The sequence below is a fragment of the Oceanispirochaeta sp. M1 genome, from assembly GCF_003346715.1.
GTDB lineage: Bacteria > Spirochaetota > Spirochaetia > DSM-2461 > DSM-2461 > Oceanispirochaeta.
Map to the genome: position 1 here is coordinate 20,675 of NZ_QQPQ01000048.1, position 11,960 is coordinate 32,634.

Sequence of the window (11,960 nt, forward strand, 5' to 3'; positions counted from 1 at the left end):
CGGAGATGACTCTACATGAATAAACAAGCCGAAGCCTTGCCTGAATCCTGCCTGACAATTATAGATTCCATACAGAAAGAAATATCAAAAGTTATAGTGGGACAGCAGCATGTCCTGGACCGTATGATGATCGGTCTTATCTGCAACCAGCATGTCCTCCTTGAGGGTGTTCCAGGTCTTGCAAAGACTCTTATTGTCAGCACTCTGGCAAAAGTGATTTCTGCCGACTCCTCCAGGATACAGTTCACTCCCGATCTTCTTCCAGCCGACCTGACGGGTACAATGATCTACAATCCGGGGAAGGGTGAGTTTTATTCCCGCAAGGGCCCGGTCTTTACAAATATACTGCTGGCAGATGAGATCAACAGGGCTCCGGCCAAGGTACAAAGTGCCCTTCTTGAGGCAATGCAGGAGAGACAGGTGACAATCGGAGAGGAGAGTTTTCCTCTTGATGACCCCTTTATGGTACTGGCTACACAGAATCCAGTCGAGCAGGAGGGTACTTATCCTCTTCCAGAAGCACAGGTTGACCGCTTCATGCTTAAGATCCTGGTAGATTATCCGGAAAGGGATGAAGAGCTTGCCATTCTCCGCAGTCAGCGAAAGATGTCTTCCCGTCCCGAAGCTTCATCGGTCTGTTCAATTGATGATATCAAAGCCTTGAGGCAGATGGCAGAGGAACTCTATATGGATCCGAAGCTGGAAGAGTATATAGTTGATTTGATTCAGGCCACAAGAAATCCTGAAAAGTGGAAACTCGACTTTTCATCCTATATTAACTACGGTGCCTCACCCCGAGCCTCTATATTTATGACACAGGCAGCAAGGGCGCTGGCTCTACTGAGGGGACGCTCCTATGTAACGCCTTCGGATATCAAGGAGATAGCACCCGATATTCTGCGGCATCGCATCATAATCAGTTATGAAGCCGAGGCCGAAGGCAGGAATACGGACTGGATTATCAGCCGTATTCTGGAGACAGTACCAGTATTATGATAGATCCCGAACTGGCCGCCCGGCTGGAGCGGATAAGAGTTCTCACAAGACGAAAAATCACAGCAGCCTTTGCAGGTGACTACATCTCGGCCTTTAAGGGCCGTGGGATGGAATTTGAGGAAGTCAGACCCTATCAGCCCGGTGATGAAGTAAAGTTTATCGACTGGAATGTCACAGCCCGAAGTTCCGAACCCTATGTGAAGGTATACAGGGAAGAACGGGAGCTCTCTATGATGCTCCTTCTGGACCTCTCACCTTCGGGTCTGTTTTCATCACAGGAAAAGAGTAAAAATCAGCTGGCAGCGGAACTCTGTGCCATGCTTGCCTATACGGCAGTGTCAAATCAGGACAAAGTGGGGCTGACCATTTTCACCGATCATGTAGAAAAAGTTATTCCACCTGCCAGAGGAAACCGTCATGTAATGCATCTGATCCGGGATGTCATCAGTTACAAGCCGGAAGGAAAGGGTACATCCATATCCTCGGCTCTGAAATACACAAACAGTATACTCAGGAAAAAAAGTATTTTGTTTCTGATCTCAGATTTTCATGATCAGGGATATGAAAATCACCTGGCAGCTGCAGCTGAAAAGCATGATCTTGTCTGTATACAGCTGCTTGATCCAAGAGAGGAAATAGCTCCGGACAGAGGGCTCTACCGTTTTGTAGACCCCGAGAGCGGCAGGACCAGGTTGTATGACGGCAGGAGTCCCCAGGCCAGAAAGGAGTGGGAGAAACTTTATCATGGCAGGCAGAAAGCATTGAAGAGTATGATTCGTGAAAAGGGCGGTGATTTTCTGACCCTTCATGCAGGTGAAGACTGGGTGCAGCCCCTGACCCGTTTTTTTATGCAGCGGGGAGGTCTGGTCTGAAGTATTTTCTTCGCAACTGTCTTATCACAGTTTTTCTTATTTCAATTTCCTCTCTTTTCTTCTCATGTACAGATCAGGATGAAAAGTCTCCAGATCTTATACTGATGAACGAGGGGGCGGCCCGGGGTATAGGCTGGAAAATCTTTACAGAGAGGAGTGAGTATTTTTATACAGACCGTATCGCTATCACTCTTGAGATAGATTATCCGGCAGATCGGGATTCTGATATTGATGATGAGTTCCTTGGAAAAGAGCTGATCTGGGGAGATTTTAGACTCTATGATATCAGACAGATCGGTCTGAACAGATTTATATTGACGATGCAGCCCAGAAAAACAGGTGTCTCAGTTTTCGAAGTCCCTTCAATTTTTCCTTTCGGTGCTCAGTTTGAGCTTCAGATTAGTTCGAGGCTCCTTACGCCTGAGAATGAGGATATCAGGGAAGCTCTCCCTTTGATTGAAGAGAAATCTGGATTTACGACTCTCCAGCTAATAATCATCATTGCCAGCTTAATCATTCTGACGGCCCTTGGGCTGATCGTTTTTTTGTTTATGAAAAAAAAGAGGAAAATAAAAGAGCCTGATGCAGAACCTGCATTGACAGATCTTCTTTCTGATCCTCCTCAGGGGCAGGATGAAAATGAGTGCCTTGAGTTTTACCGGAATGCCTACAGGCTTCTCATTAAGGATCTCAGTGAGCAGCATCCCGGTGTATTGGTCTCTGACAGTCCTGCAGAGCTGATGATTCATCTGGAGTCTCCCTCTGCGTTGAACCAGTGGGCTCTCCGCTCTCTCTATCCTCTGATGGAAGATCTTGATCGATATTTTTATGCTCCCCCCGAAGATTTTAAGATAAATGAAAATTTAGGCAGAAATTTGGAGATCATTAAAGGATGGATAGATTTCAGAGATTCTGAGGAAGATAAATCATGATCCGTTTTGAAAATCCCCTCTATTTCATTCTTATCCTGGTGCTGCCCCTTCTGATTTTTCTACAAAGAAAATCAAAGCCCGCACTGATCTATCCCAGTCTCAGCAGCCTGCCTCCTGGAAAGAGTCTCAGGATAAGACTGTTTTTTCTCCGGGATCTTTTCTTCTATCTGGCTGTTTTCTTAATGATTATTGCTCTGGCCGGTCCTTTTCGAATCCTTGGAGAGGAGAAGGATTACAGCCGCGGCTATCTTCTGCAGCTTGTGGTCGACAGAAGTGGAAGTATGGGAAGCTTTATGGATAAAAATGCAGAAACAAACCGTCTGGATGTTGTTAAAAAGGTCCTCCATGATTTCATACAGGGTGACGGTTCTGTACTGGAGGGGCGAGGAAATGACAGGATCGGTCTGATCTCTTTCGCCCTTTATGCAGATACCATGGCCCCTCTGACGGTGAGTCATGATATTGTTACCCAACTGCTTTCAACACTCTCTCTGGCCCGTGAGGATGAAGATGGAACATCCATGGGAGATGCTCTGGCTCTTGCTGTGGCCCGTATGACTGCCTATCAGCAGAAGGCCGGTATAGACTCATCAGGTTCTGTAATTATTCTTCTCACAGACGGTCAGAATAACAGCGGTACTGCAGATCCTCTGGAAGCTGCAGAGCTGGCATCAAGCTATGGGATCAAGGTTTATACCATAGGTTTTGGCGGAGGGTACTATCAGAACGCCTTTGGATTGATAAGAGAGATTCCTCCTGAATACGGTATCGATGAAGATACATTGACTGCCATCGCAGAAACAACCGGCGGGGTATATTTCAATGCGGGAAATGAGAAGTCCCTCCTTGCTGTGTATAAAGAGATCGACCGTCTTGAGAAGGTTGATACAGAGGAGCTGCGTTCTACAGACAAGGAGTTGTATTTCCCATTTTTATTAAAGGCTGCTTTAGCACTCATTCTTATTACAGGTCTCATTCGTTATATCTTTCTCAATGTGGTGGAGGGTGATGTATGAGTTTTTTTGATACAGAGGCTCTGCTGTGGGCAATCCCTTCATTACTCTTTCCGCTGTTTTTTATCATTGGAAGGATAAGGCGGCGGCGTTACCGTATTTTTATGAGCGGGAATGGATATGGCCGGGGTTCCGGAGGCTCAATCAGTTTTCCATTCAGTCTGTTTTTTATGATCTTGTCCATTTGTTTCCTGATTCTGGCAATGCTGCGTCCAGTCTCTAATCCGAGGCTTAAGGATGTTGAGCAGTCAGGACGGAACCTGGTCTTTGTAATTGATGTATCACGCAGTATGCTTGCTGAAGATCTGGCACCTAACAGGCTGGAGAGAGCCCGCTACGATATCCTGAACTCCATGGATGCGCTGTCGGGTAACAGGGTGGCCCTTGTCGCCTTTGCAGGAAGTCCTGTCCTTAAGTGTCCCCTTACATTGGATTATACCTATTTTTCTCAGGCACTCTCCGACCTCGGACTTAACAGTGTAAGCCGGGGAGGAACTAATCTGGGTGATGCTGTACGGATTGTGATAGATGAGCTCTTTGATCCCGAAGACAGGCAGGCGATGGATATTATTCTCATAACCGACGGGGAAGATCAGGATAGTTTTCCTGTACAGTCTGCCGCAAGAGCAGGTCAGGAGGGTATCCGGATTATTGCCCTCGGTCTTGGAAATCAGGAGAGCGGTGCTGCTGTGCCCGGAGAGGATGAGAGTGAGACACTGAGTTATCAGAATGAACCTGTCTACTCCAGAGCGGATATGAAAACACTTGAAGAGATGGCTGCCGCTTCCCGGGACGGCTGGGCTGTTGCTGTTGAATCAGGACGTCTTCCTGTACCAGCTATTCTACAGAAGCTTTATATGAAAGGTGAAAACAAAAATACAGGGAAGGCTGAACAATACGTCTATGATGAACATTACAGATGGGCACTGATTCCGGCTCTTCTATTTTTTATTTTGGCACTTCTAAGTGAAAATACAGTTCTGTTCAGGAGAAATGAGTGATGAAATTTCATTTGATCCTGTGGATTTTTATAGGGGCTTTTATTCTGCCCGGAAATTTGACTGCTCAGACGGCTGCCCCCCCGGGGAATGCTGACGGAGAATCCAGTGAAAATCTTAATAACCCTGAGAATTTTTATGGTGCTGGAAAATATCTGGAGGCAGCAAAACTATATCTTGATAAATCCGGAACAAAAAGAGATAGAGAGGCAGCCTATTACAATGCCGCCCGCTGTCTACATCAGGATTACATAGATAATCAATCACTTGAATCTCTCTCGGGAGCAGTAGAGGGGTATTACAGAGTCCTGGATCTCAACCCCGGGCATCATGAAACACTGATCAATCTCGAGCTGGCGAGAATCGAGCTTGAGAAACATGAGAATGCGGCAGAGCAGCAGGATCAGAAAAAAGAGGACCAGGATCAGAGCCGGAAAGATCAGCAGGATGGCCAGGGTTCGGAAGATCAAAATGAGGGTCAGGGACAGGATGATCAGCAGAATAATTTGAACAAACTTGCAGAAGAACAGCAGAATCTGGCTGATTCCGAACAGGACAAAGAGAACAGTAAGAAGCAGTCTTCACTGAAAGACAGTACCCGGCAGGCCAGGGAGCAGGCTGAGCAGAACAGCCAGACCCGTGAAGCCCTGGATAAGGCTCTTGAAAAACAGAAGGAAGCTATGGATCAGATGAGCCGTGGTAATGAAGAGGAGTCAAAGCAGGCACAGCAGGAAGCCGCTTCTCTACTGAAACAGGCCGCACAGAGTGCCGCAGAGTCGGAAGAGTCGGAAGATGATTCTCTCCCTCAGGATATTCAATCCATACTGAATCAGGAACAGTCTAGAAATCAGGATAAGCAGGATGCAGAAGAAATGATAAGAGTGGAGAAAAACTGGTGATGCGTAAAATACTGATACCCCTGGCTTTCCTTTTTACACTGCAGGGATTGTATGCAGCTGATCTTCAAGTCTATGTAGACAGCAGTGAAACCTATATAGGTCAGCCTCTGCAGCTGACAATGCAGATCAGCAGTAATAAAGCACTGAAGAGACCCGCTCTGGGAGATATAAACGGATTTCAGATTACTCCCGCTGGTGAATCCCGCTATGAGCAGAGAACTCTTGGGGGCGGTGGAAACAGCAGAACAGTCACAATGGAATACAGCTGGCGGCTGATGCCCCTTAATACGGGAATCTTAAGAATTCCCGCATTTGAACTTGACCTTGAAGACGGAATAGTAAAATCATCAGAAATTGAAATACTGGTGAGAGAGCCCGGCCCCCTGGAGGGTTATCATCTATTTCTTACAGTTCAGGGAGACACAGTTTTTCCGGGTATACCTGTACGCTTAAGTCTTAAATGGCTGTTCTCTTCTGAGGTCAGCCGTCCGGAATTTTCTCTTCCCTTTCTGAGCCGGGATGATCTTAAGGTGGAGGATCTGTCTCCTCCCTCATCACAGTCTTCCGATATATACCAGTTTTCTGTAGAAGGGAGGACTATGTATGCCGAACAGTCTGCCGAAATCTTTGAGGGTGAACAGTATGCATCTCTTACTATGAACTGGAATATTTATCCCGAAGAGGAGGGTTTCCTGAATCTGGAGCCCGTCTTTATTTCATTTCAGAGGACAATTCTTAACAGACAGGGGCGAAAGAGCTATGCTCCCGCCGTTATTCCTTCTAATGATATCAGTCTGGAAGTAAAAGAACTGCCTGGAGAGATGAAAAACTTCCCGGGAGGAATCCTTGTTGCAGATGATCGTCTTGAACTTGAAATCACTCTTGATCAAACCAGAATCTATCCGGGAGATCCTCTCGAACTTACGCTGATTATGGATGGATTAAGCAGTCCCGAACTCACTGATTTCAAGGGTCTCTCTTTCAGTCCTGAACTTAAGGGCATTGTCAGAGTAGACAGAGGAAGTCTGGTTTCAGAACTGGAGGGAAGAAAAAAAACCTATACTCAGAAAATCAGGATTGAGAGTGACAAGCTGAATGCTTTCCCATCTATTACTGTGCCCTATTATAATCTTAAAAAAGGCAGTGTTGAGACAGCCATGAGTGATGAGATTCCTCTTACCATGCTGAGTCTGGAAGATTCCTATACAGGGTCAGATCAGGGAAGCAGCGGTTTTTTAAACTGGAACAGTAATGATCTGCCTGGGGATGAAGAGAGCATAGCTCTAAAAGCCAATCACAGAATCCGAATCTCAGTTTTCTACTCTGCTGTTCGCGGCTTCAGTCCCTTGATAGTACTTCTCCTGTTCTTTTTTACTATCCTTCTTCTGGTACTCCCTTCATTGTTAAAGGGAGTATCCTCAATACGATTCGGTAGAAAGGAAGCGGATATACGGGTTCTTCTTAGAAAGGCAGCCAGGGAATATGAGCTTCACCCAGATGCGGTACATGGACAGACATTGCATGATTTACTCCTGAGATGGGGTGAAGTCAGGGAAATATCTGCGGATGATAAACTTTGGTTTCAGGATCTGACCCTCTCTCTGGAACAGTTCTTGTGGGATGGGGATCAGAAATCTGAGAAATCCTGTTTAATCTCTGATAGAGTTTTAAAGAGTGTAAAAGATGATTTGATTAAGCATCTTAATAAAGGGAGGGCTTAAGCTTGAAAAATATTCTTAAGCTGATTTTATTTACAATACTGATTTTCCCACTCCCTGCCGCAGAGCTCAGTACAGGAGAGGCGCTGTTCAGAAAAGCTCTGGCCGGGGAAGCAGACTACAGCGCTGCGGCCTCGGAATTTACCCATATGATTGATCAGAAGACGGCTGATTCCGGCGCACTCTACTACAACCTTGGTAATGCATTGTACCTTGATGGAGACCATATTGCCGCCCTTACAGCCTATTCAGCTGCCTTGAACTACAGGCCGGGTAACTCTGACTATATTGCCAACAGAGATCTTTTACTCACGGAAATGGAGCTTCCTTTACCTGTCCCTTCGGGAACAGAGTATATCTTTCATGCTCCTGTGATGCTCCTTGGATCCCCAGGCAGCCTTCTTCTCCTTACCATAATGCTGATGACTGCCTTATTTTCAGCAGCCCTTTATCTTGGTACCCGTTCTGAAATATACAGAACAGGAAGTTTCATTATTCTGTTTCTGGCTTTTACTCTATCCATTTCTATTTTCAGCTGGCAATATGGAAGAGCTGATCCGGCAGTTGTAAAAAATGAAAATACTGTTCTCCGTCAGGGAGACAGTCCTCTATACGCCGGTGTTTCCGACCTGCCCCCTGGAACAGAAGTCAGGATAATAGAAGAGCGGGAAGGCTGGTACCGCATAAAGACCATGAGAACTCAGAATACTCAAAGTACCGAGGGTTGGCTCAGATCCAGGGATTTAATGAAAATATCCGAACTTCTTGAAACTCTGAAGTAGATTCAGTATTTTTAATATAGTAATTTTAATTTTGGAATTTTACTTTCATTATTAAAGAAGCTAATATATAGATAAAAGAAGCAGGAAAAATTATGAAACAGAATGTTGCAATATTAGGTGCCAGCCAGAAGACTGAACGATACTCCTATAAAGCCCTGCAGATGCTGCTGGAGAATGGGCACAATGTATTTCCAGTACATCCGGTTTTGAAAGAGATTGAAGGTCATAAGGTTTATGCCAAACTCGAAACTATTGAAACGCCTATTGATACACTGACGGTTTATGTCGGTCCCAAGTGGATTGAAGGGATGATAGAAGAGATTGTCGCCCTTAAACCAGGACGGGTAATTCTAAATCCGGGTACCGAGTCTGAGCCCCTGAAAAGTGCATTGGACAAGGCTGACATCCCCTGGATAGAAGCTTGTACATTGGTACTCCTGAGGACAGGTCAGTTCTCCTGATAATAAAAAAGACCGCAGAACTGTGAACTGACCCCCATATGTTGGAGAACATTTGGGGGTTTTTTATTCTTTATGCCCCGGAGATAAATTATTTATTTCCGGGACTCTGGCAGCTCAGCTGTCAGGAAGCGAAGACAGAGCTTCTTCCATTATGCTGTTGCTTAGGATTTCCGGAAGTATCTGAACTTCTTCCCCGGGCAGATAAAGCAGATACAGGGGGACTCCTGCTCTGTTGTGTTTGTAGATCCATTCCATGGCAGCATCATTGCTGACAGTCAGATCTCCCTTGATAGTTCTTATCCCTTTTCTTTCAAAGAGCTCAATGGTTCTGTCAGTATGGAGTACTGTCTTCTCATTTACCTTACAGCTGGTACACCACTCTGCAGAGAAGGCCAGAAAAAGAGGTTCATCAGCTTCGATGATTTCATTCACCATATCAGGATCAAATTTTTCCCAGGATGAAATATCACTGCTGACAGATGCCTCAGATGTATCAAAAACAAGCAGATATCGTGCAGAAAATAAAATCATTAAAAGCGGCAGAATCCTGAAAACACGGCGCCATAATTTTTTACGGCTCTGCCTGCTGCTCCAGCCCCATATCCATGCTGCAATAGAGAGGACCAGCAGGAACCAGAGTACAGATGAGAATCCCTGTCCGATCTGCTTGATAAGAGTGGATGACAGATAGATTACGGTACCCAAAAGGAGGAACGCCATGGCTTCTCTGAACTTATCCATCCATTTACCGGGTTTTGGCAGGAGTTTAAAAAATCCGGGAAAGAAACCCAGCAGGAGAAAGGGAAGAGCAAGACCGAGCCCGGTCAGACTCATGATCAAAAATATAATCAGAGGGGACTGTGAAAAGGCAAATCCCATGGCACTTCCAAGAAAAGGGGCGGTACAGGGTGTCGCCACAAATACGGCAAATATTCCGGTAAAGAATGAACCCGTATACCCCTTCTTTCTGGAGAGGGTGTCTGCTTTATTCATACCTGTAGAAGGGGGAAGGAGAATAAATACCTCAAACAGGGAGAGGGCGAAAAGAAATATTACAGCAATCAATACGGTTAGGAAGAGGGGACTTTGAAAGTGAAATCCCCAGCCGAGAAGTTTCCCGGATTTCTGAAGAATAACTATCACCATAGAAAGCAGCCAGAATGAGGCCAGTATACCGGCGGTATAAAGAAGACCGTGCTTTATAAGTACAGCCCTCTTTTCGCCGCTCTGGCTTATCAGATTCATTGCTTTTACAGATAAGAGGGGAAGAACACAGGGCATCAGGTTCAGAAGGAAACCACCCACAAGAGCCATCAACAGAAAGAGCCAGATACTGGAGGAGCTTTCACTCCTCACGGCCTGTCCCTCAATATTCAGATTGATATTCAGCTCCTGAGTTTCAGGAAAGAAACAGATACCTTCTTCATCACACAGCTGGTAATCCGCATAAACGGTCAGCTCGCTGCTGCCTTGCTGCATGGAATCAGAAATAAGAAATTCAAGAACAAGTTCGGCACTGTCGTAATATTGCAGATCACCATTGCTGTCTTCCACAGCTTCAGGGAAAACCGTGGTTCCGAAAAGCAGCCCCCTGCTCCCTGAACCCCTCAGTCTGAACTGGTCAGGATTATAGTTCTGATGATAACCTTCAGGGAAGGTATAAAGAACTGAGACAGTAGCTGTTTCACCAGGTCTGTAACTCTCTTTATCCATGGAAATAGAGATCTCAGGATCGGGAGGAGTTATTGCGCCCGGAAGTGAAATCTGTCCGAAAACAGGTATCGTTAATAATAGGTATAAAGCGATTTCAAGAAATACTGATTTATTCATATATATGAATATAAGCAAGAAAGGTTTGAAAATCAATATTGACCTATGACCATAAGGCTGATAAATTATGCTTTAATATATATAGAAGAAGGTTAGAAAAAACAAAAAATGGCTGAAGAACTGTCCTACATCCTTATCACCCCCTACACAATTGCTAAATCTAGAACTGGTGGTGTACTTTCCAGACTCCTCTCAAGAATTGATCTGGAACTCGTGGGAACACAAATTTTTGCTCCCACACAGGAATTAGCTGAAGCTTATGCTGCGGCCCTGTATAAACAGGCTGTCGCTACCAGCTCATCCAGCGCAAGGCTTCTCAGTGACTTTGTCCTGAAAACTTTTGCTCCAACAAACGGCCGCAGACACAGGGTTATGATGCTCCTATTCAGAGGTGATGATGCTTGTAAGAAACTCTCCGATATTGCCGGAGCACTGTATCCTGAAAACAGAAGTATTGAATCAATCAACGGAGAAACAATCCGTGATACTTATGCTGATCTTGTTATAGATTCGGAGGGGAAAATACTCTATTTTGAACCTGCTGTCATGACTCCCAGAAGCCAGCGTACTGCGGCTGAGAATATGAAAATATTTGCACCATTTCTCAGTATTGAGCCCAATATCGTTGAGAACATAGCTTATCCAGCGAATGCTGAAATTGAACGAACACTGGTTATTATCAAACCCGATAACTGGAAATATGCCAGTTCCAGGCCGGGAACGATCATTGATATGTTCAGTAGAACCGGTCTGCGTCTTATTGGCTGTAAGAAATATCAGATGACTGTTTCCGAAGCCCTTGAATTTTACGGACCCGTAAAAGATGCTCTTATCGGAAAACTGGGACCTATGTTCGGTTCCCGTGCCAAGGTTGTTCTGGAAAAAGAATTCGGTCTTCCTCTTTCTATTGAGATGGATAAACACCTTACCGACAGCTTCGGTAGAGAATATGCTGTTGATCAGTTCAACAAAATTATAGAGTTCATGTCAGGAACAAGACCCGATAAGTGCCCCGATGAAGAACTTGATTCTCCCGGTAAAGTGAAGTGCATGGTTTTAATCTATGAAGGTGTTGATGCTGTAAACAAGATACGTGACGTACTCGGACCTACAGATCCTACCAAGGCACCCGGCGGTACTATCCGGAGGGAATTCGGTCATGATGTTATGGTCAATACTGCACATGCTTCAGATTCTCCTGAGAATGCTGAGAGAGAAATGGGTATTGTCAGAATCCAGAATAACAGGTGTGGTATGATTATGACTGATTATATCAAGGATAAATAATTTCTGATTTGAAATACTGATAGATAATATCAAATAAAAAAGGGAGCTGTTGCAAAAGTAAAATTGCAGCAGCTCTTTTTTTGGTCCACAATCCTTTCCTGAATATTCTTATGTTAAATCTATAAACAGCACCTTAGTTTGCCCCTGTGTCACCAAGTTTTATCATTATCAG

11 protein-coding genes are annotated in these 11,960 nt (G+C 45.0%); 10 read left to right on the forward strand and 1 reads right to left on the reverse strand.

What is annotated here, in order from left to right; all coding sequences use genetic code 11:
- Positions 1–15: 15 nt before the first annotated feature.
- From DV872_RS22425 to DV872_RS22465, 9 genes are all read left to right on the forward strand, one after another.
- Positions 16–996: a MoxR family ATPase gene (locus tag DV872_RS22425; protein ID WP_114632204.1), complete on the forward strand. Its 981-nt coding sequence runs from the start codon at positions 16–18 to the stop codon at positions 994–996.
- A complete protein-coding gene (locus DV872_RS22430) occupies positions 993–1,868 on the forward strand; it encodes a DUF58 domain-containing protein (protein ID WP_114632205.1) in 876 nt (291 codons plus the stop codon). The genes DV872_RS22425 and DV872_RS22430 overlap by 4 nt, the downstream gene beginning before the upstream one ends.
- 104 nt (positions 1,869–1,972) lie before the next feature.
- Positions 1,973–2,800: a hypothetical protein gene (locus DV872_RS22435; protein ID WP_114632206.1), complete on the forward strand. Its 828-nt coding sequence runs from the start codon at positions 1,973–1,975 to the stop codon at positions 2,798–2,800.
- Entirely contained in the window at positions 2,797–3,816 is a 1,020-nt protein-coding gene (locus tag DV872_RS22440) for a VWA domain-containing protein (RefSeq protein WP_114632207.1), read from the forward strand. The genes DV872_RS22435 and DV872_RS22440 overlap by 4 nt, the downstream gene beginning before the upstream one ends.
- Entirely contained in the window at positions 3,813–4,814 is a 1,002-nt protein-coding gene (locus DV872_RS22445) for a VWA domain-containing protein (RefSeq protein ID WP_114632208.1), read from the forward strand. The genes DV872_RS22440 and DV872_RS22445 overlap by 4 nt, the downstream gene beginning before the upstream one ends.
- The gene (locus tag DV872_RS22450; protein WP_114632209.1) at positions 4,814–5,710 is read left to right on the forward strand and encodes a hypothetical protein; all 897 of its coding nucleotides are present in this window, start codon (positions 4,814–4,816) and stop codon (positions 5,708–5,710) included. Before DV872_RS22445 ends, DV872_RS22450 begins: the two co-directional genes overlap by 1 nt.
- Positions 5,710–7,431: a BatD family protein gene (locus tag DV872_RS22455; protein WP_114632210.1), complete on the forward strand. Its 1,722-nt coding sequence runs from the start codon at positions 5,710–5,712 to the stop codon at positions 7,429–7,431. The genes DV872_RS22450 and DV872_RS22455 overlap by 1 nt, the downstream gene beginning before the upstream one ends.
- 2 nt (positions 7,432–7,433) lie before the next feature.
- Positions 7,434–8,210, forward strand: a complete 777-nt coding sequence (locus DV872_RS22460) for an SH3 domain-containing protein (protein ID WP_114632211.1) — start codon at positions 7,434–7,436, stop codon at positions 8,208–8,210.
- Positions 8,211–8,302: 92 nt separating this feature from the next.
- Positions 8,303–8,671: a CoA-binding protein gene (locus DV872_RS22465; protein ID WP_114632212.1), complete on the forward strand. Its 369-nt coding sequence runs from the start codon at positions 8,303–8,305 to the stop codon at positions 8,669–8,671.
- 114 nt (positions 8,672–8,785) lie between these two features.
- On the opposite strand, the gene DV872_RS22470 is transcribed toward DV872_RS22465, so the two are convergent.
- Positions 8,786–10,501, reverse strand: a complete 1,716-nt coding sequence (locus DV872_RS22470; RefSeq protein WP_114632213.1) for a thioredoxin family protein — start codon at positions 10,499–10,501, stop codon at positions 8,786–8,788.
- 108 nt (positions 10,502–10,609) lie between these two features.
- On the opposite strand from DV872_RS22470, the gene DV872_RS22475 reads away from it, so the two are divergent.
- On the forward strand, positions 10,610–11,788 hold the full coding sequence (locus DV872_RS22475) for a nucleoside-diphosphate kinase (protein ID WP_114632214.1): 1,179 nt from the start codon (positions 10,610–10,612) through the stop codon (positions 11,786–11,788).
- The last annotated feature ends 172 nt before the right edge of the window (positions 11,789–11,960 follow it).

Coding starts and splice junctions, on each gene's coding strand:
- DV872_RS22440 (WP_114632207.1), top strand. CDS start 2,797: ATGATCCGTTTTGAAAATCCCCTCTATTTCATTCTTATCCTGGTGCTG.
- DV872_RS22430 (WP_114632205.1), top strand. CDS start 993: ATGATAGATCCCGAACTGGCCGCCCGGCTGGAGCGGATAAGAGTTCTC.
- DV872_RS22475 (WP_114632214.1), top strand. CDS start 10,610: ATGGCTGAAGAACTGTCCTACATCCTTATCACCCCCTACACAATTGCT.
- DV872_RS22425 (WP_114632204.1), top strand. CDS start 16: ATGAATAAACAAGCCGAAGCCTTGCCTGAATCCTGCCTGACAATTATA.
- DV872_RS22445 (WP_114632208.1), top strand. CDS start 3,813: ATGAGTTTTTTTGATACAGAGGCTCTGCTGTGGGCAATCCCTTCATTA.
- DV872_RS22435 (WP_114632206.1), top strand. CDS start 1,973: ATGAACGAGGGGGCGGCCCGGGGTATAGGCTGGAAAATCTTTACAGAG.
- DV872_RS22470 (WP_114632213.1), bottom strand. CDS start 10,501: ATGAATAAATCAGTATTTCTTGAAATCGCTTTATACCTATTATTAACG.
- DV872_RS22465 (WP_114632212.1), top strand. CDS start 8,303: ATGAAACAGAATGTTGCAATATTAGGTGCCAGCCAGAAGACTGAACGA.
- DV872_RS22450 (WP_114632209.1), top strand. CDS start 4,814: ATGAAATTTCATTTGATCCTGTGGATTTTTATAGGGGCTTTTATTCTG.
- DV872_RS22455 (WP_114632210.1), top strand. CDS start 5,710: ATGCGTAAAATACTGATACCCCTGGCTTTCCTTTTTACACTGCAGGGA.